25 protein-coding genes are annotated in these 25876 nt (G+C 40.6%); 16 read left to right on the top strand and 9 right to left on the bottom strand.

What is annotated here, in order from left to right; genetic code table 11:
• The first annotated feature begins 15 nt into the window (after positions 1–15).
• Both K0S23_RS09710 and K0S23_RS09705 read left to right on the top strand, forming a co-directional pair.
• Positions 16–1356, top strand: a complete 1341-nt coding sequence (locus K0S23_RS09710; RefSeq protein ID WP_300356643.1) for a carboxypeptidase-like regulatory domain-containing protein — start codon at positions 16–18, stop codon at positions 1354–1356.
• A gap of 53 nt (positions 1357–1409) precedes the next feature.
• Positions 1410–3713, top strand: coding sequence for a helix-turn-helix domain-containing protein (locus K0S23_RS09705; protein ID WP_300356641.1), 2304 nt, complete (start codon positions 1410–1412; stop codon positions 3711–3713).
• 265 nt (positions 3714–3978) lie between these two features.
• Here K0S23_RS09705 and metK read toward each other — a convergent pair whose 3' ends face one another.
• Positions 3979–5259, bottom strand: a complete 1281-nt coding sequence (metK, locus tag K0S23_RS09700) for a methionine adenosyltransferase (protein WP_300356639.1) — start codon at positions 5257–5259, stop codon at positions 3979–3981.
• Positions 5260–5458: 199 nt separating this feature from the next.
• Here metK and K0S23_RS09695 point away from each other — a divergent pair, with 199 nt between their 5' ends.
• From K0S23_RS09695 to K0S23_RS09675, 5 genes are all read left to right on the top strand, one after another.
• Positions 5459–6058 carry an HD family hydrolase gene (locus tag K0S23_RS09695; RefSeq protein ID WP_300356637.1) on the top strand — a complete coding sequence of 200 codons (600 nt, stop codon included), beginning with the start codon at positions 5459–5461 and terminating at the stop codon, positions 6056–6058.
• Positions 6055–6576, top strand: a complete 522-nt coding sequence (locus K0S23_RS09690; RefSeq protein WP_300356636.1) for a 3'-5' exoribonuclease — start codon at positions 6055–6057, stop codon at positions 6574–6576. The genes K0S23_RS09695 and K0S23_RS09690 overlap by 4 nt, the downstream gene beginning before the upstream one ends.
• Before the next feature lie 52 nt (positions 6577–6628).
• The gene (locus K0S23_RS09685) at positions 6629–7357 is read left to right on the top strand and encodes a histidine kinase (protein ID WP_300356635.1); all 729 of its coding nucleotides are present in this window, start codon (positions 6629–6631) and stop codon (positions 7355–7357) included.
• Positions 7350–8069, top strand: coding sequence for a LytTR family DNA-binding domain-containing protein (locus K0S23_RS09680; protein WP_300356633.1), 720 nt, complete (start codon positions 7350–7352; stop codon positions 8067–8069). Before K0S23_RS09685 ends, K0S23_RS09680 begins: the two co-directional genes overlap by 8 nt.
• Positions 8070–8171: 102 nt before the next feature.
• Entirely contained in the window at positions 8172–10451 is a 2280-nt protein-coding gene (locus tag K0S23_RS09675; protein ID WP_300356631.1) for a cation:proton antiporter, read from the top strand.
• A 114-nt stretch (positions 10452–10565) separates the two neighbouring features.
• On the opposite strand, the gene K0S23_RS09670 is transcribed toward K0S23_RS09675, so the two are convergent.
• Complete coding sequence (locus K0S23_RS09670; RefSeq protein WP_300356629.1) at positions 10566–11525, bottom strand: DUF4476 domain-containing protein; 960 nt, start codon at positions 11523–11525, stop codon at positions 10566–10568.
• A 237-nt stretch (positions 11526–11762) separates the two neighbouring features.
• Here K0S23_RS09670 and K0S23_RS09665 point away from each other — a divergent pair, with 237 nt between their 5' ends.
• A complete protein-coding gene (locus K0S23_RS09665) occupies positions 11763–13943 on the top strand; it encodes a cation:proton antiporter (RefSeq protein ID WP_300356627.1) in 2181 nt (726 codons plus the stop codon).
• Positions 13944–13987: 44 nt separating this feature from the next.
• The gene (locus K0S23_RS09660; protein ID WP_300356625.1) at positions 13988–14632 is read left to right on the top strand and encodes a DUF4919 domain-containing protein; all 645 of its coding nucleotides are present in this window, start codon (positions 13988–13990) and stop codon (positions 14630–14632) included.
• Between the two features lie 9 nt (positions 14633–14641).
• Here K0S23_RS09660 and K0S23_RS09655 read toward each other — a convergent pair whose 3' ends face one another.
• Positions 14642–14977, bottom strand: coding sequence for an MmcQ/YjbR family DNA-binding protein (locus K0S23_RS09655; protein ID WP_300356623.1), 336 nt, complete (start codon positions 14975–14977; stop codon positions 14642–14644).
• An 82-nt stretch (positions 14978–15059) separates the two neighbouring features.
• Here K0S23_RS09655 and K0S23_RS09650 point away from each other — a divergent pair, with 82 nt between their 5' ends.
• Positions 15060–15428, top strand: coding sequence for a hypothetical protein (locus K0S23_RS09650; protein ID WP_300356621.1), 369 nt, complete (start codon positions 15060–15062; stop codon positions 15426–15428).
• A gap of 109 nt (positions 15429–15537) precedes the next feature.
• Here K0S23_RS09650 and K0S23_RS09645 read toward each other — a convergent pair whose 3' ends face one another.
• The 3 genes from K0S23_RS09645 to K0S23_RS09635 are packed head-to-tail and all read right to left on the bottom strand — an operon-like array spanning position 15538 to position 18658.
• Positions 15538–15903, bottom strand: coding sequence for a heavy-metal-associated domain-containing protein (locus tag K0S23_RS09645; RefSeq protein WP_300356619.1), 366 nt, complete (start codon positions 15901–15903; stop codon positions 15538–15540).
• A 43-nt stretch (positions 15904–15946) separates the two neighbouring features.
• Positions 15947–18163, bottom strand: a complete 2217-nt coding sequence (locus K0S23_RS09640; RefSeq protein ID WP_300356617.1) for a TonB-dependent receptor plug domain-containing protein — start codon at positions 18161–18163, stop codon at positions 15947–15949.
• 51 nt (positions 18164–18214) lie between these two features.
• Entirely contained in the window at positions 18215–18658 is a 444-nt protein-coding gene (locus K0S23_RS09635; RefSeq protein WP_300356616.1) for a hypothetical protein, read from the bottom strand.
• Positions 18659–18718: 60 nt separating this feature from the next.
• Here K0S23_RS09635 and K0S23_RS09630 point away from each other — a divergent pair, with 60 nt between their 5' ends.
• The 4 genes from K0S23_RS09630 (at position 18719) to K0S23_RS09615 (ending at position 21633) form a co-directional block, all read left to right on the top strand.
• Positions 18719–19159 (top strand): transcriptional repressor, encoded by a 441-nt coding sequence (locus K0S23_RS09630; protein ID WP_300356614.1) that lies wholly within the window; start codon positions 18719–18721, stop codon positions 19157–19159.
• Complete coding sequence (locus K0S23_RS09625) at positions 19156–20028, top strand: cation diffusion facilitator family transporter (protein WP_300356612.1); 873 nt, start codon at positions 19156–19158, stop codon at positions 20026–20028. Before K0S23_RS09630 ends, K0S23_RS09625 begins: the two co-directional genes overlap by 4 nt.
• A 146-nt stretch (positions 20029–20174) precedes the next feature.
• On the top strand, positions 20175–20777 hold the full coding sequence (locus K0S23_RS09620; protein ID WP_300356610.1) for a NifU family protein: 603 nt from the start codon (positions 20175–20177) through the stop codon (positions 20775–20777).
• A 142-nt stretch (positions 20778–20919) separates the two neighbouring features.
• A complete protein-coding gene (locus K0S23_RS09615) occupies positions 20920–21633 on the top strand; it encodes a carboxypeptidase-like regulatory domain-containing protein (protein ID WP_300356608.1) in 714 nt (237 codons plus the stop codon).
• A gap of 66 nt (positions 21634–21699) precedes the next feature.
• Here K0S23_RS09615 and K0S23_RS09610 read toward each other — a convergent pair whose 3' ends face one another.
• On the bottom strand, positions 21700–22788 hold the full coding sequence (locus K0S23_RS09610; protein WP_300356606.1) for a mannose-1-phosphate guanylyltransferase: 1089 nt from the start codon (positions 22786–22788) through the stop codon (positions 21700–21702).
• Entirely contained in the window at positions 22778–23413 is a 636-nt protein-coding gene (locus K0S23_RS09605; protein ID WP_300356604.1) for a sprT domain-containing protein, read from the bottom strand. Before K0S23_RS09605 ends, K0S23_RS09610 begins: the two co-directional genes overlap by 11 nt.
• 263 nt (positions 23414–23676) lie before the next feature.
• On the opposite strand from K0S23_RS09605, the gene K0S23_RS09600 reads away from it, so the two are divergent.
• Entirely contained in the window at positions 23677–24315 is a 639-nt protein-coding gene (locus K0S23_RS09600; RefSeq protein ID WP_366944303.1) for an ABC transporter permease, read from the top strand.
• Positions 24315–25076 carry an ATP-binding cassette domain-containing protein gene (locus K0S23_RS09595; protein WP_300356600.1) on the top strand — a complete coding sequence of 254 codons (762 nt, stop codon included), beginning with the start codon at positions 24315–24317 and terminating at the stop codon, positions 25074–25076. The genes K0S23_RS09600 and K0S23_RS09595 overlap by 1 nt, the downstream gene beginning before the upstream one ends.
• A 17-nt stretch (positions 25077–25093) precedes the next feature.
• On the opposite strand, the gene K0S23_RS09590 is transcribed toward K0S23_RS09595, so the two are convergent.
• The gene (locus K0S23_RS09590; RefSeq protein ID WP_300356598.1) at positions 25094–25738 is read right to left on the bottom strand and encodes a murein L,D-transpeptidase catalytic domain family protein; all 645 of its coding nucleotides are present in this window, start codon (positions 25736–25738) and stop codon (positions 25094–25096) included.
• Positions 25739–25876: the final 138 nt, after the last annotated feature.

Genomic DNA, 25876 nt, shown 5'->3' with positions numbered 1-25876 from the left:
CAATATACACACCCTATGTTGATCCTGTCGAAAATTCGATTTTTATTCCTTTTTTCTTTCCTCCTACCGTTATGTAATCCGGGCTGGGCACAAGGAGATATTATCATTAAAGGAAAGGTCGTAAATGAAGCAGGAAGTCCGGTTAAAAATGCATCGGTACAGATAGATATTCATAATGCGCGTACCAACTCCCATGGTTTTTTCATCATCAGAAACGGCAATTTCCCTGCCCAGATCACTGTAAAAAACAACCAATACAACGACTTCACGGATATTCTCTTATTCCCGGAAAGATGGAAAGATACCATGAAACTGCAAGTGGTTATGGTCTCAAAAGAAACGCAATTGGAAGAAGTCACCATTAACGGAGCCAATAAATTTGGGGTTTATCCACGCAAGCAGGCAAACGTTTTGGATTTCAAAGTGGAACCCGACGGAAACATCCTGCTGTGCTGCAGCGATGAGCATCGTTATTTTTTAAGGCATCTGAATGAAATGGGAGACAAGGTTTATGAAGCCCCTATCAGAAAACACCCGAAGCAAATCAGACAGGATTGTGGCGGAAAGTTTCACCTGGTTTATACCGATAGTATTTACGAAACCTCAATCGTCGGACATTCAGTCGGGATCTTTTCTCCTTCCCCCTATTACAAATCCATTGGAATTTTGGACAATTGCTCCTACTCCGACGATACCTCGATCATTATCCGTTCATACATGAATCAAAAACAGTATTTGGAATACCAGCTGATCACAAAAAAAACGAAATCGAGCAAAGTACTTTACATTAGCCAGGACCGGCAAAAGAACAGGCAGTTGAAAGATTATCAAAGAGAAAACAAACAGACCGTTATGGAGATTCTGAGAGAATCGAATGCAAATCACAGCGATAAACTTTCAAACCATGACCAGGAGCTAAAAAAAGCACGGGAAAGATGGAGCACCCAGCAATTTTACGATTTGATTCTTTTAAAACCGATCTATGCTCCTCTATTTGAATTAAACGATTCCCTTATCATATTTGATCACCCGAATGATTCCGCCATTGTATTCACCAAATCCGGTGTCCGGGTGCGCAGTTTTCCCATTTCTTATCAATATTTCAGAGGCTGGAAAAATGAACTGATCCCGAATATTGAGAAAACACATGTATATGCACGCTTCGAAAGAGACGGAATCACCAGCTTAAGAAAAATTAATTTAACAACGGGAAAAACAGAAGAAGTAGTTCAGATCAAAGACCATATTTATCCCGAGCACATCCAGATCCGGAAAGATTTCATCTACTATGTTTACAAGGATTACCTGGACCAGAGTATGCACTATATTTTCAAACAACATTTAACGAATCGATAAAGATTAAAATTCAGCTTGCGGACACGCTAATTTTGCTTATCTTCAAGTAACAGATGAAAAATAATACAGAATCCATCAGCAATCCTGCTGAATTTACAGAACGATTTATCAATCAAACGAACAGTCCGGTTTTTCTAACAGGAAAAGCAGGAACAGGAAAAACCACGCTTTTACGAAAAATTGTTGAGACCACTCACAAAAACACGGTCATTGTTGCTCCTACCGGAATTGCGGCTTTGAATGCAGGAGGCGTGACCATCCACTCCTTTTTTCAGCTTCCGTTCAGTTCTTTTATCCCGGAATTTGTTTCGGACGGATTGGTTGCAGGGAATACCAAATTCGAATCGAAAGAAACACTGAAGCGTCATTTTCATTTCAATAAAACAAGACAGAACCTCATCCGGAATGTCGAATTACTGATCATTGATGAAGTTTCCATGCTGCGCGCCGATTTGTTGGACGCAATTGACTGGACACTCAGAAATGTACGCAAAAACAACAACCCCTTTGGCGGGCTTCAGGTACTGTTTATCGGGGATCTGTTGCAGCTTCCACCGGTTATCAAACCCGAAGAATGGAGTGTTTTGCAAAGATACTACCGCGGAATTTTCTTTTTCAATGCGCAGGTTCTCCAGGAACAAGCCCCCGTCTATATTGAACTGGATAAGATCTTCCGGCAGGATGACCAGCTCTTTATCGACCTTTTAAACAACTTGCGGAACAACCAGGTAACGACTGAGGATCAGAAACTGCTTGAAAAATATGTCAATCCGGCATTCGATTCTACGAAAGAAGAAGGTTATATTACCCTGACCACTCACAATTCAAAAGCAGATCAGATGAATGCCACAGCGTTGAATTCGCTGAATGAAAAATCAATTATCTATTCTGCAGAGATCAAAGGAGATTTTCCTCCCCATCTTTTTCCCCTGGAGAAAGAAACGGAATTGAAGGTGGGTGCTCAGATCATGTTCATCAAAAATGACATTTCATTTGAGAAGAACTTCTACAATGGCAAGATGGGAGTTATCAAATCCTTAACACCGGATGAGATCGAAGTATTTTTCACGGATGAAAAACGAAGCATTACAGTAGAGAAATACGAATGGAACAACATTAAATACACACTTGACGATCAAACCGGAGAAATCAAAGAAGAAATTTTGGGAACTTTTGTTCATTATCCGATCAAACTGGCCTGGGCTATAACAATCCATAAAAGCCAGGGTTTAACCTTCGATAAAGCGGTTTTGGACGTCTCGAACGTTTTTGCTCCGGGCCAGGCATATGTTGCCTTATCCAGGCTTCGCAGCCTCGAGGGATTGGTTCTTTTAAAGCCGCTCTCCATGAATGGTTTGGTAAATGATCACCAGGTTGTTTCCTATGCCTCGAACAAAGCCCCGGAAGACCAGATGAAATTGTACCTGGATCAGGAAACAGCCCGCTTCGTTTATAACAGCCTTATCCAGGCTTTTGATTGGTATGACTATACTACCAAATGGGCAACTTTTGAATTGGGCTTTAAATCCCAGGGACCAAAAACAGAAAAAGGGAAAGATAAGTCATGGGTGGCAAACCAGCTGCAGACTGTTCAGTCTACTTTTGATGCGGCAAGGAAATTTCAGAATCAGCTTTCAAATCTTTTCTCAAAAGAAAAACCGGAATGGGAATTTATTCACGAACGCGTACAGGCTGCTTACCAATATTTTTACAAACCGTTGGACGCACAGGTTTATTCCATCATGAAAAGACGTTATGAGGTAGCTAAAATCAAAAAAACAAAGCAATATTTTGAAGAACTGGAAGAGCTGGAACAAGAAGTAGTTGCCGTGGTTCATCGTCTAATGAAAGGCCGTTTGCTGATGGAAGCCATTGTTAACGGAAAACCATTTACAAAAGAGACAATCAAATCTCCGGAAATTCTGAATTACGTAATTGCAAAAACACATAGTATTCAACAGGAATTGAGGGCTAACAGATCTATGCTGGAGGAAATGGTTGAAGAAGATTTTGTAGATGTTATTCAATTGGTGAAACCCAAAAAGGTCAAGGAGGAGAAAGTCATTAAGAAGAATACTTACGAAATCACCTTCGAGTTATTTGAACAGGGAAAAACCATAGAAGAAATCGCCAATGAACGTCAATTGGGATTATCCACTATTGAAGGGCATTTCGCCAAGCTGGTCCAGCAGGAGAAAATTGATATCACGGACATTTTAGATCCGAAACGCATCAGCGAGATCGAATCCTACCTGGAAGATGCAGAAGGAAAGACTTTGGGAACTTTGAAAGAAGAATTGGGAGATAAAGTGACCTATGGGGAATTAAAACTGGTCCAGGCTTCGAAGATGTTGTAAAAACAGACCTTCAAGACTTAGCCTGTCCGGCCTTCGTTATATCACGAATTCATAATATCATGGTATCAAAAAAAATCACAGTCCGCAAGCGAATCTGTGATTTCACCAAACTACCAGTAACCACTCGTCATTCAACCAACTCAAATGACTTTGTTCTCCAATAGAATACAATAAGCGCAAAAAGTAACAAAAACAAAAAACCCCGACATTTCGACTACGCTCAATGACCGGGGTTTAAAATTGTAATATAGTTATCAGCTATTTCTTACAAAGAGAAAGCAGCTTTTACTTTATCTACGAAATCTAATTTTTCCCAAGTGAACAACTCCACTTCTTTCACAACTTGTGATCCGTCCGGAGCACTGAATGTTTTCTTCACTACTTCGTTCTTACGCCCCATGTGTCCGTAAGCAGCAGTTTCAGAATAGATCGGGTTTCTCAATTTCAAACGTTGTTCGATAGCATAAGGACGCATATCGAAGATCTCCGCACATTTCTTAGCGATTTCTCCGTCTGTCATGTTTGATTTAGATGTTCCGTAAGTATTGATGAACAAACCACAAGGCTTAGCTACACCAATAGCGTAAGAAACCTGAACCAAAACCTCATCACACAAACCAGCAGCCACTAAGTTCTTAGCGATATGACGAGTTGCGTATGCAGCAGAACGGTCTACTTTAGAAGGATCTTTTCCGGAGAATGCACCACCACCGTGAGCACCTTTCCCACCGTATGTATCAACGATGATCTTACGACCTGTCAAACCTGTATCTCCGTGAGGTCCTCCGATAACGAATTTTCCTGTTGGATTGATATGGTAAGTGATCTGATCGTTGAACAAAGCTTGCAATTCTGGTTTCAATTTCGCTTTTACACGAGGAATTACGATACTGATGATATCTTCTTTAATCTTTTTCAACATGTCTGCTTCTGCTCCGAAATCATCGTGTTGTGTAGAAACTACGATTGAATCGATACGTTGCGGAACATTGTCATCAGAATACTCGATAGTTACCTGTGATTTTGCATCCGGACGTAAATAACCAATGATATGAGATTCGTTATTACGAATTTTAGACAATTCCTGTAGGATATTGTGTGCCAAATCCAAAGCCAAAGGCATATAATTCTCCGTTTCTTTCGTTGCGTAACCGAACATCATTCCCTGGTCACCAGCTCCTTGAGCATCTGCTTTCGCTTCGAAGTCATCATTGGAAACTTTACGGTCAACACCTTGATTGATATCCGATGACTGATCGTGAATTGCAGAAAGAATCCCACAAGAGTTCGCTTCGAACATGTATTCAGACTTCGTATAACCAATTTTACGAATTACTTCGCGAGCAATTGCCTGAACATCCAAATAAGTATTTGTTTTTACCTCACCAGCCAAAACAACCTGACCTGTTGTTACTAAGGTTTCGCAAGCAACTTTCGACGTCGGGTCAAAAGCCATGAAGTTATCTATTAGCGCGTCGGAAATCTGATCCGCTACTTTATCAGGGTGTCCTTCAGAAACCGATTCTGAGGTAAACAAATATGACATAGTCCTTGATTATAAAATTTATTGGGTGCGAAATTAGTGAAAAAAAAGAAACTGATTCCCGAATGTTGAAAAAACAGGTGTTAATATTCTATTAAATTAGTAGACAATTAGTCCCTCATCACTTTCCAAACCAGTTTCGCGCTCATGCTACCAACTAACAATTATACCCTAACTTTGCAATTCACTAAAGAATATCCACATGCTTTCAGACAAACTAGCGAAACAAATTGATTTCATTAAAGAGATTGACAAGGTCAAATACATCCAAAGAAAAACCAAATTGTTTAACAGCGACCGGAATGAAAACGACGCGGAACACAGCTGGCATTTGGCATTGATGGCACTGATACTCACCGAACATTCCAATGAGCGGATAGACATTCTGAAAGTCATCAAAATGGTTCTGATCCATGACATCGTGGAGATCGATGCCGGAGACACTTTCATCTACGATTCTCAGAAAAACCATTCCAACACAGACGAAGAGAGACTGGCAGCACAGCGAATATTTGGCCTGCTTCCGCAGGAACAAAGGGATGAACTCATTGCGATCTGGGAAGAATTTGAAGCCGGAGAAAGCCCCGAGGCAAAGTTTGCCCGATCAATGGACCGCCTGGAACCCTTACTTCAAAATATTTCTAACAACGGTGGCACCTGGAATGAATTTGGAGTCAATTACGATAAAGTGTACGAAAAGAAGCAAATCATTAAAGAAGGATCCGAAACACTTTGGAACTTTGCCGAAGGATTAATCAATGACAGTGTGGAAAAAGGGATTTTAAAGAAAGATAAATCATGAGTTACATAGTAGTAGATATCGAATCCGACGGTCCAATCCCAGGTGACTTTTCAATGATTTGTTTTGGCGCCGTTCTGGTAGATGATAAGCTTGACAAAACTTTTTACGGAAAAATCAAACCTATTTCTGAAAATTACAATCCTGATGCGTTAGCAATTTCCGGCTTTACCAGGGAGGAAACTCTGGAATTTGATGATCCGGAAAAAACAATGCTCGAATTTGAAGAGTGGATTAAAACCAATTCGAAAGGACGTCCAATCTTTGTAAGCGACAATAATGGCTTCGACTGGATGTTCATCTGTTGGTATTTTCATCATTTCATCAAAAGAAATCCTTTCGGCTATTCATCGAGACGAATATCTGATCTGTATTGCGGACTGGTCAAAGACACATTTGCACAGTGGAAACATTTGCGAAAAACGGAACATACCCACAATCCGGTAGATGACGCAAGAGGAAATGCTGAAGTTCTACTCTATATGAAAAACGAAATGGACCTTAAAATCAGTCTTAAATAAGAATTAAACGAAAGAATCTTCGAAACCACAAATTCCTTACCTTCGACCCGTTATGATATTTCAGATCCTGTTTTTCATTATTTCTGTCCTCGCTTTAGCATTGATGGTCTATTGCAGGATCCTGTATTTGAAATTAAAGGAAGCACGGAAAAACAACACCGAACTTTCAGGCAAAAATCACGAACTGAATGCGCTCGTTCATTCGAATGAACTGAGTTCGATCCGCTATAAATTAAATCCGCACTTGTTTAAAAACGCACTGAATTCCATTCAATCACATGCGTATCAAACGTATTATTCGATGGACAAGCTCTCAGGGGTCCTGGATTACATTCTGTACGAAAGTGACCAACCTTTGGTGAGCTTACGCGAAGAAATGGATTTTGCGGCGAATTTCATTGAAATCAATCGCTTGAAATTGAGTCCCCTGTTTGATTTGCGTATTCGCAACACCATTAATTTACAGGACGAACGGATCAGTAATCTGAAAATTCTGCCGCTGATTACCGTCGACTTAATCGAGAACGCATTCAAACATACTGACTTTCAAAAGAGCGAATCATTTATTTCCATTCATTTGGAAATAGTAAATAATGAGTTTGTTCTCGAAGTCAGCAACCGCATTTCGGAAAGCACTCCGATGAAAAAAGAGCGCAGTGGCTTAGGGATCAAAAACCTGGAAGAACGTCTGGAGATCGCCTATCCTAATGCATATGAACTTTCTCTGAAAAATGAGAAACCCATTTTTCATGCCCGGCTCAAACTGAAACTCAATGGATAGATCAATACTTCGGGTGGTTCTGCTGGACGATGAATTACTTGCACTCGGTTACCTGAGGACTTTGTGTGAAGGCATCCCGGACATTGAGGTCGTGAAGGCTTTCGATAATCCCTTGTTATTCCTGTCTGAGGTCTCCAATCTTTCATTCGACTTTTGTATTTCAGACATTGTAATGCCGCATCTCAGCGGATTGGAAGTTGCTGAAAAACTCGGTTCGAAACCGATCATTTTCACAACAGCACATAACGAATATGCTGCGGATGCTTTCGATATCGAAGCCATTGATTACCTGAGAAAACCCGTGCAAAAAGAACGCCTGGAACGAGCCATCGAAAAAGTTCGCACACGGATCAATCAATCCAAAAACCAGGCTGTTTGGTCAGTAAATACCAATAAAGGAAAATTCTCGATCCAGCTTTCAAAAATTGTGAGTTTCTCATCAGACACCTACGACAGAAGAGATAAACTGATGCTTTTGGAAAACGGGGATGAATTGATCGTAAAGAATAAATCCTTTGATCAGCTGCTGCAGGAACTGGATACAATTACTTTCATTCGCATTTCAAAATCCGAATTGCTTTCGAAAGGATTTATTCAGGGTTATCATGGAGACATTATCCTGGGCAAGATCCGGAACAAAGACGGAAAATACCGCGAATTCGGTTTAAGTGAAAACTACCGGAAAACCTTCCTGGAAGCCTTCAAACAATAAGAATACTGGATTCGGTACAATTAAAACAGGTTTCAGTACATTCTTAAAAAAGGGTGTTTTCTTTCCTGTTTTACAAGCTTATTTTTGCTCAAAATTCAGGCTATGCGCAATCTCAGAAATCTCTTGTTTTACATTATAACGATTGGTGGATTCGCCGCCGTCATTTTTGGTGTAATCTTATCAGGAAAACCCCTGGAAGCTGGAAAAGTAACCACTTTCAAACCGGAGGCTACCGCATCTACCTGGCAGCAATTCACGGAAACTTATTACCACAACTTAACGCATCCGCTGGCGATTCTCCTGCTTCAAATCGTCACCATTATCATTGTAGCCCGGATCTTTGGCTTTTTCTGCAAGAAGATCGGACAACCTTCTGTGATCGGTGAGATTATCGCAGGGATTTTTCTTGGCCCGTCTTTTATCGGGATGTATTTCCCGGAGTTTTCCCACTTTGTTTTTCCTGAAAAATCAATGGACAACCTGAAATTCTTAAGTCAGATCGGGTTGATCCTGTTCATGTTCGTTGTTGGAATGGAACTGGAATTGAAAACATTGAAAAACAAAGCAAATGACGCTGTAGTAATCAGTCATGCCAGTATCATTTTTCCTTTTACATTAGGTGTTGGGTTAGCATATTTTATCTATTCCGAATTCGCCCCGGCAAATGTAAATTTCCTGTCGTTTGCTTTATTCATTGGTATTTCAATGAGTATCACCGCCTTCCCGGTCCTTGCCCGGATCGTTCAGGAACGCGGATTGAGCAAAACCAAACTCGGTTCCATTGTAATTACCTGTGCAGCTGCCGATGACATTACAGCCTGGTGTATTCTGGCTGCAGTTATTGCAATCGTGAAAGCAGGTTCTGTCTTGAGCGCGATCTACATTATTCTCATGGCCATTGCCTATGTTTTCCTGATGATCAAGATTGTTCAACCTTTCCTAAAACGCCTGGGCGACAAACATTCAAACAAGGAAAGTTTAAGTAAACCGGTGGTTGCGATCTTTTTTATAACCCTATTAATTTCTGCTTTCGCAACGGAAGTAATTGGAATTCACGCCTTGTTCGGAGCATTTTTGGCAGGTGTAATTATGCCGTCAAACATGAATTTCAGAAAGATCTTTATTGAAAAGATTGAAGATGTTTCAGTGCTTTTACTTCTTCCTTTATTCTTTGTTTTCACCGGACTCCGGACACAGATCGGTTTATTGAACGATTGGCATTTGTGGCTCATCGCCTTTGTGATTATTGCCGTTGCTGTTACCGGAAAGTTCCTTGGATCCGCACTGGCAGCAAGATTCGTCGGGCAATCCTGGAGAGACAGTTTGATCATCGGTGCTTTGATGAATACCCGCGGGTTAATGGAATTAATCGTTTTGAACATCGGGTATGACCTCGGGGTTCTTTCTGATGAGATCTTTGCTATGTTGGTAATTATGGCACTAATCACCACCTTTATGACCGGACCGATGCTTGATTTGATTAACTGGCTGATTCCCGAAAAGAAAACAGAGGAGGAATTAAGCGATAACCGGAAACTTTCCACCAAATATTCGATCTTGCTTTCGTTCGGAAGCCCCCAAAGAGGAAGAACCCTGCTCCGATTGGCCAACAGTTTTATTCGGAAATCACCCGAAAATGCAAATGTTACGGCTCTGCATGTTTCACTGAGTAATGACCTGAATCAGTTTAACGCGGAAGAATACGAACGGGAAAGTTTCGCCCCTATTACAGAAGAATCACAGAAACTGCAAATGCCGGTAGTGACTTTGTTCAAACCGACAGTAGATATTGACAAGGAAATCACGGACACATCCAATGCCGGAAACTTTGATTTACTCCTGATCGGGATCGGAAGTTCCGTTTTTGAAGGATCTCTTCTCGGAAGAATTTTAGGATTCACAACCAAACTGATCAACCCGGAACGTTTATACGAAACAATCACCGGTAAGGAGCCGCTGTTTGAAAACACGGTATTTGACGAACGGACGCGCCAGCTGATCAAAAACGCGAAATTACCCGTTGGTATTGTAATAGATAAAGACCTGGAAAAAGTAGAGAATGTATTTCTCCCGATCTTCTCCATTCATGATAGCTTCCTGCTGGTTTACGCACAGAAACTGATCCACCACAGCAATGCGCGCGTAACGATCATCGATTCCTCGGGGATAGTCAAAACACATCCGGAATTAAAAGAATCTATCCGCATGATCGAACAAGTTGCACCGAATCATATTTCATTACATACCGAACCGCGTTTGGATAAAGATTTTATGAATCAGCAGGATTTAATGCTGATCAGCCACGACAGCTGGAGAAAAGCGGTGGAGACCCAAAGCCTGTGGCTCACAAACACCCCGTCGGTGCTTATTTTAAAACCGTAAGTTGATTTAAAGACAAAAGGCTGTTCTTGATTAAGAACAGCCTTTTCAAAATAACTATCTACAATACCAAATTAGGAATTCGGCATTCGTATCCCGATAGCTATCGGGACGTAATTATCTTCTGAATCCGCTTGTATATTCATTCAATTCTTCGATGCTTGACTCAAAAGTAAATGCATCATTCAACTGATAGTAATTTCCGATATCATGGGTGTAGCCATAAGCATATTTAGCCAGGTCCAGACGTGTATCTTCGAAGCTAAACAACAGCATCAATCGTTTTACCTGATTGCTCGTCATACAGTTTGAACTGATTACCTGCTTAGACATGGTCAATTTGGAATCATCAAAGTTCTTAGCCTGGATTGATTGAACCACTTCATTGAAACGCGCTTCAGTCATCGGGTAACCGTTGCAGCCAACATTTCCGTTATAACCAGGCATCACATACACCGGTTGTTGTACAGTCCCCACATTCCCTGAAGTGGTGGTAGTTGTGGTGGAATACGAAGTCGTGGTACTTTGTGTTTGTGTATTCATCCCGGTTTCATTGACATTGATATTCATGTTAATATTTGCCCCTCCTGTTGCCGGATCACTTACGTTGATCCCCATATTAATTTGTTCGGAATTAGATGGAGTTGTGGTCGTATTGGAAATAACAGTTGTCTGAGTAACAGTTGTGGGAGGCGTGCTGTGATAAACAATCACCTGTTGATTTGCCATTGGCTGTGGAGCTTGCTGAATCGGAACTTCACTCATCCATCTCAAAACAATTTCTCCCTTGTTCGAACTTCGGATAGCATAAGTTGTTTCTGTGCCTGCATTAAAATTGATCGTTTTATCTATATCCGGAGTGATTCCATCCGCAAATTTCACTTTCACTTTGTAATAAGGCTGAATGAGGTTTGTCACCCGCACATTTGTTTCCGGGTTTGCATTTTGCTGAATCCCGTTCAAAATAATGTAAAATTGCTGCCCCTGTTCTGAAAAGAAGACCAAGTTCGTATTCTGTTGCGCGATTGACAACTGTGAAATGAATACTAAGATTAATAAGGTAAATAACTGTTTCATAGTAATTAAATTTAAATTTTGGAAGCCCAAGACAAAAACGATGCCAAAGGATATTAACTTACTTTAACGTGTTCGCAAAACTAGGTAAACAATGAGAATTTTCGGGGATCCATAAAAGTAAAACGCATCAAATATTCACCAAACAACCATTGGAAAATAAGTTTTTTTGATCCAAAGCAGGCAATACGCATAGATTCGTGAAAAATGCGATTACTTTTGTTGCGATATTCCAAATAAATGAACGGGTTATTCGAACAATTTTCTAAAGAGTTTCAAAACTTGATCGGTGAGTTTAAATTGCCTTTAGAAAACCCGATTCTTACTTTTTCGATCCTCCTTCTAATCATTCTCTTCTCTCCTATTATCCTGAGAAAAGTAAAGATTCCTGCACTGATCGGCCTAATTATTTCCGGGGTGATCATCGGCCCGAATGGCTTTCAATTGATCTCAGAAGCCAACATGAAAACGGGATTTGTCAACATGTTTGCTAAAATCGGTTTGCTCTATATCATGTTCATGGCCGGACTGGAACTGGACATGCAGGAATTCAAACGTTACCGGAATAAATCCCTGACTTTTGGCGCTCTCACCTTCTTCATTCCGCTCCTTTTGGGTTACCCGACCTGCAGATATGCACTAGGGCTGAATGAAATGGCCAGTTTATTGACCGCAAGTATGTTTGCAACTCACACGCTGGTTGCTTACCCGATCGTTTCCAAATTCGGGATTTCGAAAATGGAAGCCGTTGCAATTGCAATCGGAGGAACAATTCTCACGGATACTGCAGTTTTGATCATTCTTGCAGTTATCTCAGGATCTGACAACGGAGTAATTAACGGCAGTGTACTGGTTCATCTTACAATTACCTTGTCGATCTTTAGTCTCATCATGTTTTGGGGAGTTCCCAAAATTTCCAGGTGGTTCCTAAGTAAACTTGAATCGGAAAAATCCTCCCAGTTTATCTACGTATTGTCTATTCTTTTCTTCGCTGCCTTTCTTGCGGAAGTAGCCGGAATTGAAGGAATTATCGGAGCATTCGTTGCCGGATTGGTAATGAATCGCCTGATCCCCCATTCCTCCACCTTGATGAACCGGATCGAATTTATCGGAAATGCCTTGTTCATTCCTTTCTTTTTGATTTCTATCGGAATGGTGGTAAATGTAAAAGCATTGGCAAATGAACCATGGGCTTGGGCAGTAGCCGGAATCTTAAGTGCTTTTGCTATCTTCAGTAAATTCCTGGCCGCTTTGATCACGCAATTGATTTTCAAACTGAGCAGACCGGAACGGCAAATCATTTTCGGATTAAGTACCGCACATGCAGCTGCAACCTTAGCCGTGATCAATGTAGGATATACAATGGGAATCCTGGATATTGAGATTGTCAACGGAACTGTTATTTTGATCCTGATCACCAGTATGACAGCTTCTTTCGTTACCGAAAATGCCGGGAAGAAATTGCTGATCTCCCAAACCAGGCACGAACCTTTGGAAGGCCCGTCTATGCGCAGTCAGCATGTTTTGGTTGCAGCAAATGAATTAAAGGGAAACGAATCTTTGCTTGATTTTTCGGTTCTGATCACAGATAAAACGGTCATGAACCCGATTTCGGTAGTCAGTGTTCTGGAAAACGATGAAGAGGCTGAAATGCGTATTCGCCGTTCCAGGAAACACATTGACGACTTTATAACACACTACAACAGCGGCGAAATCAATGTACACGCCATGGCAACAATCGATCATAATTTATCGAGTGGGATTGCACGCGTCTCAAAAGAATTGGTAGCTGATATCGTTTTGATCAATGACAATTCAAAAGTCAGTTTGCTCAAACGCCTCATTGGTGATGACCGTGAACATTTGTTGAATGTCTGTGAGAAAACAGTTTTCTTTTGTCATTTCAATCATCCTTTCCCAAGTTACCGGAAGATCTCTGTTATTTGTCCGCCTTATGCTGAACTGGAACAGGATTGTAACCAATGGCTGGAACGCATTATGCGCATTTCGAAGGAATTAAACCTGGATATTGATGTGTACAGCACACGCGAAACCTTTGAAAAGTTCAAGGCATACCGGACTTACAGAAAATTCAGTGCGGATCTGACACATACTTCTATTGAATCGCCGGAAGAAATGCTGGAAAAACTTCCTGCTTTCAGTGAAAATCAATTATTTGTATCCGTTTTTGCCCGTTCAGGATCTGTTTCCGCATTTACAGGAATGGAATCTTTACCTCAGCGCATGGAGAAAGAAAATCCAAACCTGGATCACATCTATATTTACCCTTCTCAAAGTGTGGCTGATCTGTCTTATTCAGCTTATGACGATATGAGCGGGAGTCCGATTGCCGCAGGTGTCGAAACCATCCAGCGCCTATCGAAAGAAGTTGGTGGAATGTTTAAGAAGAATGAGGAATAAAAATTCGTCAAACTTCCATATCTTCATCCCGAAATAACAAAACCATGAAAAATCAATTACTACTAGTTGGCTTATTGTTTGTAAATTTTCTTTCCTTCGGCCAAAATTCAGTTGAAATAGTCATCCCAACTTTCAAAGATAAATACTCTGAATCGGTGAAAAAATTAGAAGCCGGCGAAACAAATATCAATTACCAGGATTTTCGTTATAGTTTTATTGAAAGCGAACAATTCATAATTGCAAGCGGGAAATCCAAAGAAATGGACAGTCTCAAAAAAGAGATGTATACTCAAATGAGAAATTCCAATTCACAGGAAATTATCAACCTTACAAAACAAATTCTGAGTATTGACTATACTGATATGATGGCACACAAAATTTTACGTCAGACTTACAAAAATATTGGCGATACAGTGAATGCAAGCAAATACAAAACCATTCAATTCGGGCTGTTAAACTCTATCGTAAAAAACGGAGATGGCCAAACTTGTGCTACGGCCTGGCCAGTTGTTCAAGTAACTGAAGAATATTTTATTCTCCAGATGTTGGATGCAAAATTACAAGAACAAAGTATTGACCGTAAAGATGGGTTATGCGATCGAATGGACGTGAAAGTTGAAGGTAAAAAGAAAACATACTACTTCGAAACAACAAAAGTATTCGAAGGTTATAAAAAACTAGGACTCTAAAGCAGAATTTTAGTCAATCAAATCCACCAGTTTTTTCGGAGCCACATTCGAATAGGAAGTCTTCACAATGTCTTTTAAAAAGTCTGGATCTACCTTCTCAAAATAAACCCTGGTCCAGCCCTGAAGCCCCCATTTGTTCGGAATCGGGTGGCAGGCACTTTCATCCCATTTGCAAAATAAAGATTGTTGAACCGGTGTCAGTTTGACAACAAAAAAGCCTTCATCCGTACTTACAGTAGCGACTATTTTCTTTTTCACCCGGTAAGATCTCTTTTCAAAATGAGGCTCTTCCGTTATTTCCGGAAGTGACATCACATAATCATGAAGTGTGGAAAAATCTGTCATTATAGAGCAACTTATAAGCGAATATATCGTTTCTAATTTACACTAATAAAATTTTAATTAGTTTTAATCTTTTAAAACAACCATGGCTATTCTTCTGAACCTCATCGCTTTTACCGGGTGTATTATCTGGTTTCATCGATTGATAAACCAAGCAAACAACAAATTGATTCTTCCTGTAATTATGGTCTATCTGGCCAGTGTCATTGTTTGTTTCATATTCTCACTTATGCTTCAGCACGATTACCTGAATGGTTTGGGTCATTTAATTACCAGTGCTGTTTCCGTTGGTTTGTTCTGGCTATGGACGAACATTGCACTTATAGTAAAACACGCTAAAAGCAGGCAAATGAAATCCCTTCTGATCGACATGGCACAGACTAGTATACTTTTAGTTCTTCCCTTATTGATTCTGCTGATGATCAGTAATGCTTCATTCAAAATCGGCGGGTAACAGAAATAAAAAACCTCGTGATCCTCGTGGTCTTAATGGTTCATTCAACCACGAAGCACGCGAAGAGCACGAGGCTCGAATTTTATTTGGATATAACTATTCGGTCAAATCAATGTCCGCCATGTTCTTTATGCTCCATTCCATTCGGTTTGCAGCAAGCCGGAAGTTTTTCAAATGCGATCGGATCTGCAAGTACTTCATCTGCGTTGTAACCAAGAAGTGAAACCTGCTTTTTAATCTCTTCCAAAGTAATCACGTCATTTTTGAATTTAACGGTCAGTTTTCGAGAATCTACATCTAATTCTGCGAATTTGACACCTTTTGTATAATTCAAAGATCCTTCAATACGCTCTTTGCATTCACCGCATTCGGCACTTGTCATAATGACTACTGTTTCTGTTTTAGCGCTTGTTTTTTGACTAAATCCAAGACTGCTTACAAACAAAAGGGCTAATAATAATAAACTACTTTTCATATTATTCTAATTTAAAACTTTGTCAATCCGTAGTGGTTGACTCTCACTTTTTTTCTGTTTTTCTTTTAATTTCATATCGAAAACCTGCATAAACTACTGTCCCCATTACAGATGCCCACACGCGTGTTGCATCGAAAGTCGGGTCATACGGATTATTCGAACTGATTATCGGATTCTTCTGTGTGAAGTTAAACAGGTTCTCTCCTCCTACATATACGTCCCAGTTTTTGAAGTGACGTGTAATCTGTGCCAATCCAACCGGTACCGCTTTACTCTTCTCATTCGTTAAACGCGATCCGTCCGGTAAAGTAACATCCGGCAAACGCATTGGACTGTATACAGAAATCGTACCATCAACCTCCCATTTCTTATTTCTGCTCGCGAAGGCCACATTAAACAAGCCCCGGTGCTGCGGAATCATTACCTGCTGTCTCAAACTTCCGGCATAATTGGCCTTTACTTCCAGGAATTTATATGCTAAACGGAAAGTAATCGCTTTCCAGGGCATAAAGCTCAGCTCTGTTTGGAACGTACTGCTTCTCGAAACATTTCGCTGAAATCCGAAGAAAATAGAATCCGTTGATTGTTCGCGATCAATGATCAGTTGTTTCGTAAACCGCGCATGATAGAAATCCGCTGAAATACTCGCTGCCCGATTCCACCATCTCATGGTCCGGATCACTGAGATTCCCGAGTTCCAAACTTCTTCCTGTTCGTTACTGCTGTTTACGATCCAGGCTTTTGAAGTAGCCATTAAGGACGAATTATCCATCACAATCGTCGGTAATCTCCAGGCTTTCCCGGTTGTAACGCGAAGATCTGTAAATTCATCCAAAGTATATTTTGCGTGAACACGTGGTGAAAACTGGAATTTTTCGGTCTGATCACTGAAAGCAGTCTGGTAGTCTGCACGCATCCCTGCTACCAATACCAATCGCGTTCCCGTGTACGTATACTCAAGGAAAGCTCCCGGTGTTATCACATTCCGGTTAAAGTTTACCGAATCAATGTGCTGCTGTAAATCCTGTCCGACGGCCGAGATTCCCACTTTGTATTTATGTGCTGTTGTTCCGAAAATACCATCGAAAATTGCATTGATATACCCGCGAAGTTCTCTTCCCCCAAAATCTCTCAGGCCATACAATCCGTCGGATTGATGGTATTTGAATTGGTAGACGATACCTAAACTGTGGTACGGTTTGTTTGGGAATAAGAAACCAGTTTTTGCAAAAAACTCCGCATGCTGATTTGTTGTTTCCGCTTTGTACCTGTTTGCGACTCCATAAAGCTGTCCTCCCAATCGCTGATCGTAATATCCGTTTACACCGAATTTGGTTTCAAACTTTTTCCCCTGATAATCCCAGCGGTTCATGAAGGAACCCGATTTACTCAAAGGCGCGTCCCGAAAACCATCTTTGTTATTATCCCATTCACTTTGAAGGGTTGAGACGTGGGCAAAGCTTCCTGTGCTCCATTTATCATTGATGATTTGTCCGCCATGAACGTTCAGCTCTGCTCTTCCGAGGCTGGATCCGTAACCGTTTACGAAAACACGCTGCATGGTTGTCGGCTTGCGAAATTCAACATTGATCAATCCGGCCATGGATTCATAACCATTCACTACAGAACCGGTTCCTTTGGTAATTTGGATGGATTCGACCCAGGTTCCCGGAACAGAATTCAATCCGAAACTGCTTTCCAAACCTGTTAGAAACGGTATGTTTTCCATTTGTAATTGAGTGTAAACTCCGTCCAATCCTAATAACTGGATCTTCTTTGCACCGGAAACGGCGTCAGTGAAATTCACATCTACCGTGGCATTGGTTTCAAAAGATTCGGACAAATTACAGCAAGCTGCCTTTTTCAATTCTCCTTCCCCCAGATTTTCCACCTGGAGAGGTTTTAAGCGTGAAAAAGTTTTGGAATCTTGTTTGAACTCGATGATCACCTCATCCAATTCGTCTACCTCAAAAAGGAAGACCTCCAGGCCTGCGAAGCGGTCATTTTTTGTTACCGGAACGGAATCTGTTTCATAGCCGGGAGCAGAAATCACCAGCATATCCGGCAGATCTTTCGGCAGTATCATCTCAAATCGTCCGTTCTCTTCTGTGAACACCCGGGTTTGAGCTTTTCTTAAAATTACTTTTGCTTGTTTAAGCGGGATTTTTCCACCATCCTTAATTCCAAATACAATCCCCTGAAGCTGGGCCTGACTGTAAGAAAGAAAAAACAGGAAAAACCCGAATAGAATATACTTCATTGTTTTTAACGTTTAATTCGACTTCACTTTTTTTCAAAAAAAGGAAGAGAATCACAGACGCCAAATACACAAATGAGTTAATCGTTCGAGAATCGTTAAGGTGGGTGGATCGGATCCTGAAAACAACTCTTTATCTTCGTTTACCCAAAGTACTTCGAAATGCGAAAAGAATGAAAGAACGGAAAGCTCTTCCAAAGATTCTGAAAAGATCGGATGCACATCCTGGAAGAAGAAAAAAGAGAATTGCCAATTCGAAACCTCATCGAGGCAGCAATTATCAGAAATTGTTTCTTCATTGGAAGACGTGGTCGTTTGCTTAGTTGCACAACAATCCGGTGTTTCGGTTTTCAAATGCTCTTCGGAGCATTCATTCGACGGAACAAAAACAGATTGTAACACCCGGTTTTCATGCAAACAGGTGTGCTGATAAAATGGAATCCCGATGGTTCCCATCAGTACTACCACAATCATTCCTATTTGAAGTATTTGTTTCATCGAAATCAAAAGTACGAAAAAAGAAGTACGGATAAATTCATAAAAAACAATTAACTTGAAATGCCAAGGATTAAACTTCGTACTTTTGTTATCCTGAAATTCAAAATGAAGACAACAAGAAACACAGCAGCCAGAAGTGCTATTCTGGAACTCATTAACGATTCAAACGTGGCGTTGTCTCAACCTGCTATCCAGCACAAATTGAATGGCTTGTGCGACCGGGTGACTATTTACAGGGTATTGGATCGCTTACTGGATGACGGTTTAATTCACAAAATCGTCAATGTAAATGGCGTTGTAAATTACGCTGCCTGCAATTCCTGTAATCACAATCATCAGCACGATCATGAGCACATTCATTTCAGCTGCAGAATTTGCGGTGAACTGACCTGCCTTGACCAGGTGATTCCTTCCTTTGCTCTTCCCGGAGGATTTCAGTCAGAAGAGAGCTTTTTTACTATTTCCGGAATTTGTAAGAACTGCAAAGACTCTGAGAAATGAGTGTTAACCACGAAAAAGCAGAAAAAACTGCCTGGTTCAGTTTAGTTGGCAATTTCATTATGGCCATTGTAAAGGGTTTGGTCGGCTATTTCGGTAATTCTTATGCTTTAATTGCCGATGCGATCGAATCCACAGGCGATGTTTTTGCTTCTGCTTTGGTAATTGTGGGTTTTCGTTATGCAAGACGACCACCGGATGAAAATCATCCATACGGACACGGAAAAGTAGAACCCTTAATCACCTTTGTGGTCGTGGGATTCCTGGTCGCTTCTGCCACATTGATTATTATTGAAAGTATTCACAACATACAAACTCCTCACAAAGCGCCAGCTTCTTACACACTTTGGTTTATTGGGGGAATCATTATTGTCAAGGAATTATTCTTTCGCTTCGTTTCCAAATCGGGGAAAGAAGTAGGAAGCACTTCATTACAGGCTGACGCATGGCATCACCGAAGCGACGCAATTACTTCTGCCTGTGCTTTTGTCGGAATCGCAATTGCGGTTTACATGGGAGACACCTGGGCACAAGCCGACGATTGGGCAGCCCTGGTTGCATCATTGATCATATTTTACAATGCTTACAAAATATTCCGGCCCGCATTGGGAGAAATCATGGACGAACACGTTCATGATGAATTTATTTCGGTAATCCGTGAGAAAGCAAAAGAAGTTGATGGAATCCATACAACTGAAAAGTGCTGGGTTCGAAAATCCGGAATGCGCTATTGGGTAGATCTGCACATTCATGTTGATGGAAAACTAAGTGTTCACGAAGGACATACTATCTCTCACAATCTGAAAAAATACTTAATGGATGAAATCCCTGAGATCGAAGATGTTTTGGTGCATGTGGAACCTTCGGAATAATTGAAAATTGAAAAAATGAACGTTCGGTTTTCATCAAAAAATGACTATTGCTTGTTAAACTTTCTAACTTATTTCATTCCCTTTTCAATTTTCAATTCTACATTTTCAATTTGAACTATCTTTGTAAAAATAAACAGACAAACATCATGACATCAGTTCCAGTTACAGTATACGTTGAAATGACCCCCAATCCAAACACGATGAAATTCGTAGCAAACAAATATTTGCTTATTAACGGGGAGTCGGTTGAATTTCATTCCGGCGCAGAAGCCAAAGGATATTCACCATTAGCAGAAGAATTATTTCATTTTCCATTCGTTAAAACCGTTTTCATCACGGCAAATTTTGTGACCGTTGCTAAAAACGATACGATTTCGTGGGATTTCGTAACGATGGAACTACGCGAGTTCATTAAAAACTGGATCGTTGAAGGAAAAGACATTTTAATTCAAATGCCTGTTGCAAAACCAAAAGCAAGCGGTGACGATGCAAAACCAGCCAAAGAATACGCCCCGTCAGAATACGATGATGCGATCCGTTCTCTATTGGATGAATATGTTCGTCCGGCAGTAGAAGGTGATGGCGGCGCAATCGATTTCGTAGGATTTGAAGAAGGAACTGTAACTGTTGCGCTTCGCGGTGCTTGTTCAGGTTGTCCTTCCAGTACGGCAACATTGAAAGGTGGAATCGAAAACTTATTGAAACAGCATTTACCGGATGTTAAAGAAGTGGTTGCAGAATCATTGTAATCCTTAGAAGAAATAAAAAACATGTAGGGGACGCGATTAATCGCGTCCCCTACATGTTTACACCCATTTTATTTTTTTCATGTTCATTTATGGAATTTCTATAACTCCTGTATCTCTATAGAAATCAATTAATATTTAGATCATGAAAACAATCACATTTATCGCAACCTTATTTCTTACAGGAATAACTTTCGCACAAAACACATTTGGAGATATTATCGGAACGTTTGTAGACGCAGACAAAAAAGAAGGGGTTTACGGTGCTCGGGTTGTCACCACAAGAGGTGAACAGGTTTTCGGGGCAAACACCAATGAAGAAGGTCGCTTTCGGATCTCTGCTATTCCGGCAGGAAGCTATAAAGTATTTTTTATTACGGCGGAAGGTGACACAACTATTGCTCCGGATATGGTAGATGTGGCTCCCGATGGTTATGGAAATACCGGAGTTGTAGTTCAGACAAAAGTTAATGAAATTACTGGTGGACCGGTCATCTATGCTGGGCTTCCAAGTTTAAGATTAGGTGTAACTCCTGAAATTAAACTAACAGCGAAAGACATCAAACACATGGCAAATAAATTTGATGCAAAACAAATGATCACTTCTATTTCTTCTGATGTAAAACTATCTGATGACGGACAACTGATCTTCCGCGGAGCAAGAAAAGGAGACGTGATCAACTACATCGACGGAGTAAAAATGAATGATGTTCAGAATGTACCGAGTGCAGCATTGGGATATGTGATGGTTTATTCAGGAGCAATTCCTGCAAAATACGGAGACACCACAGGCGGAGTAGTAGTGATGGAAACTTTAAGCTATTTCGACTTACTTCGCGAATACAATAACAGACCGTAAACCAACCTTTACAAAAAACACGTAGGGCCGAGATTAATCTCGGCCCTACGTGTTTTTTCATTAAAATTATTTCGGAAAAAATGCCGGGCTCGATTCTTCCATCGGAGCCATGTATTTCTTTAAGTTCTGTTCATCGTGCTGATTCAGGATCATTAACATATTGTCCGATTCGACAATGATATAATTCTCCAGGCCCTGGATCAAAGCCAATTTATCGTTTGGCAAGTTTACAATGCAATTTTCAGAGTTGATCATATGTACATTGTCCCCGATAACAGCATTCCCGTTGTAATCCTTTTCAAGATGCGAATACAAACTTCCCCAGGTTCCCAAATCGGACCAATCGAAATTTGACAATACTACATCTACGTTCTTCGCATTTTCCATTACTGCAAAGTCGATCGAAATATCTTCGCAGGCAGCAAATGAAGCATTCACATAGGCCTGTTCTTCCGGAGTGTTATACTTGGCAGATTCATCCGTGAACAAATGGAACAATTCCGGTTTGAATTTCTCCAGAGCATTTAGAATTGTTTTTGCTCTCCAGATAAAGATTCCGGAGTTCCAGTAATAATTTCCGCTTCTAAGGAAAATCTCAGCCAATTCGCGATTCGGCTTCTCGGTAAAATGCTTCACATCTTTCACCTGGCCCGGAAGAATATCCCCGTCCTCAACGAATTCGATGTAGCCGTAACCCGTATCGGGGCGCGTAGGTTTGATTCCCAAAGTAACCAAACGATCATTTTCATTAGCAGTTGCAATAGCCGTATTCACTATTTCGGTGAATTTATCTTCTTTCAGGATCAAATGATCGGAAGGTGCTACAACCAAGGTTGCATTTGGGTTGATCGCATATATTTTGGCGGCGGCGTAAGTAATGCATGGAGCAGTATTCTTTCTTTCCGGTTCAGTCAGAATTTGACCGTCGCTTAACTCGGGAAGCTGTTCTTTCACCAAAGAAAAGTAATTTGCATTGGTAACAATATAGATGTTTTCAGCCGGGGCAATATGCAATAAGCGTTCGAAGGTCATTCTCAACAATGATTTACCTATTCCCAGGACATCTAAAAATTGCTTCGGACGTTGAACAGTTGACATAGGCCAGAACCGGCTTCCGATTCCACCAGCCATGATAACGCAATAATTATCTTTCATGTATGTTTTCTAAAAGTTGAACAGTAGCAAGAGAATGAATTAAAAACTGACGTTTCGAAGGCACTTCGGTACATAAAAAGCGTGTACGTCTTAACTCTCCTTTCACAAAGGTTTTTCCCTGCAAAACAAAAGTAGCATTTTTTGGAATCTCTTCAAGAATTATCTCCCCGCCCTCGCGTTTGTCGTATTGTCTCAAAACACGCGACAATTGTGTATCCGTGCAGGAAGACGCTTTCATATTGGTTAAACTGGTCATCAGGGCAATCTCAATATCCTTGGGAAGTAACCCTGTCTGAATGGCCGGCCACAATAAGCTCCGGAATTCAGCTTTCCATTCCTCACCATGTGGTTTGATCCGGAATCCGAATTGGATGTACACACGCAAATGCGCAAACTCATGCAGGGTTGTAATCAAAAAATTGTACGGATTTAAATTTCCATTTACCGAAATCCGATGAAAGGTTTCTCCCTGCTGCGGAGCCCGGTAATCACCCAGTTTGGTGGTTCTCGGATTGGTAATTGCAAAACGCACGGGATGACTAAGCAGCAAATCCGCCACCATTACCTCGAAACCACTTGGCAAATAGGCTTTCAGCTGCTGAATATACTTTTCTTTTTTTGTCAATTTTGCTTCCAACGCTACAAAGAAACGGCATTTTTTAATGCAAAATTCAAAAGGTAAAATTCAAAAAGAACATTCAAAAGTGAACAACTGAAAATTTTGAATTCTACATTTTGCATTTTGAATTCGCTTGAAAACATATTTCTTTTAACTTTATATCCGAAATGGGGATAATACAAAACATTGGCAAGTATTTCATGATGATGTACATCGTGTTTTCTAAGCCAGAAAAATGGAAAATATTCCGTAGACGGTTTTTTGAAGAGATGGAATTGATTGGAGTAAAATCTATTCCAATTGTTGCATTGATGTCTGCGTTTATGGGAGCTGTAATTGCATTGCAGACTGCTTCGAATATGGACAACCCGCTTCTTCCGGCATATACCGTCGGATATATCACCCGTTCTTCTACCATCTTAGAGTTCTCACCAACTATTATCTCCCTGATCCTGGCAGGAAAAGTGGGTTCGAATATTGCATCTGAAGTAGGAACCATGCGGGTTACGGAACAAATTGATGCCCTGGAAATCATGGGCGTAAATTCCTTAAGTTACCTGGTTCTTCCAAAAGTAACTTCTGCAATGATCTTCTTTCCGGTATTGATTATTTTCTCTATCGGTTTAAGTTTGATCGGAGGCTGGTTATCCCTGAAACTATCCGGACTTTCATCAACTGAAACATACATTTACGGGATTCGTTTCTTTTATAGAGACAGTGATATTGTTTACGCTTTGACTAAAACGGTTGTCTTTGCATTCTTAATCACTTCCATCGCGTCTTTCAAAGGTTATTACACCAAAGGCGGATCTTTGGACGTGGGTAAATCTTCTACAGAAGCTGTAGTAAGTGCAAGTGTTGCGATTTTGATCGCGAATTTCTTCCTAACCCAAATGTTCTTGCTGTAATGATCGAAGTTATCAATGTCAATAAAACTTTTGGTGATAACCAAATCCTGAAAGATGTCAGCGCAACCTTTGAGAAGGGAAAAGTAAACCTCATCATCGGTCAATCCGGATCCGGGAAATCCGTACTTGCAAAATGTATTGTGGGTCTGCATGAAGTAGATTCCGGACAGATTCTCTACGACGAAAGAGATTTTACAAAAATGGACCGCCTACAACGCAAGGAGATCAGACAGGAAATCGGGATGCTTTTCCAGGGTTCAGCACTTTTTGACTCCATGACCGTTGAACAGAATATTAAGTTTCCCTTGACCATGTTTACCAAAATGAGCAAGAAGGAAATGCAGGAACGCGTGGATTTTTGCCTGGAACGGGTAAACCTTACTGGTAAAAACGGTTTGTATCCGGCAGAATGCTCCGGGGGAATGCAGAAACGGATTGCTATTGCCCGTGCAATTTCCATGAACCCGAAATATTTATTCTGTGATGAGCCGAATTCGGGTTTAGATCCTCAAACCTCCATTCTTATTGATAACCTGATCCGTGAAATCACCTACGAATACGATATCACAACCATTGTGATCACTCATGATATGAATTCTGTAATCGAAATCGGTGACAACGTAACTTTCATTAATCAGGGCCAAAACTGGTGGCAGGGAGACCGTAAATCCATCATTACGACTGATAACCCGGAAATCAATGATTTTGTATTCGCTTCGGACTTTATGAAGGAAATTAAGGAAACGTTAAAGAAGATCTAATTAATTATCATTCGTAATTAATAATAAATCTTCATAATCATTGGTTTCGGTTCGTTATCAATAATCGGGATCAACTCTTCGAAATAATTCTCCGATAACATGGCACAACCCAAACTGTTGCAGATAGGATAATACTGTTCTTCATCTGGAACACAGCTATACCGGTGCAGTACAATTGCTCTTGCCGCTGCTTTATCATTTGATTTCTCCAATCCTGCCAGCTTATACGATTTTCCAAAACTACCCTGGTATGAACTGCCGATCTTATACAAACCAAGCGAAGTCATATAGGAATTCGGAATATTGCTGAACTGGAGAGAATCTGTACCGGCAATTTCCGATCCCGAACCATGTGCACAAAGTCCTTTGGAAATCACTTTATTGGTTTTTAAATCCACTACAAACAAACGATAATAGTTGGATGGAATCTTCATATCGATCAAAATGGCCTTCCGGTTCGAATAGACCGACCCTTTACTTTTGATATAATTCTTAAGCGATTCGATCTGTCGCGGCAGCACCTGCAAAAAACGGCTTGAATCATAATCAGATTCAACAGGCATCTCTTGGGGTTCACTGGCATTTAGTTGAGCGGTTTGCGCCTGGTTATAGGTACATGCGCACACAAATAAGAGGACGGCAATAAAATACAGCTTGATCATTTTTCAGTTTTTGTTCTAACGCTAAAAATTAATTCGGGTACAAAATACTAAGAACCCTTTTCAAATTTATCTTTAAATTTTATTCTTACAATAGTGATGCCAGCGATTAGGCCCGGTTGATCGCTTATCCCTCGACAC

Origin of the sequence: Fluviicola sp. (genome assembly GCF_029266855.1) — a bacterium.
Lineage (GTDB): Bacteria > Bacteroidota > Bacteroidia > Flavobacteriales_D > Crocinitomicaceae > Fluviicola.
Note: the sequence above shows the minus strand (reverse complement) of the source record. Positions and strands in the feature narration are given on the sequence as shown.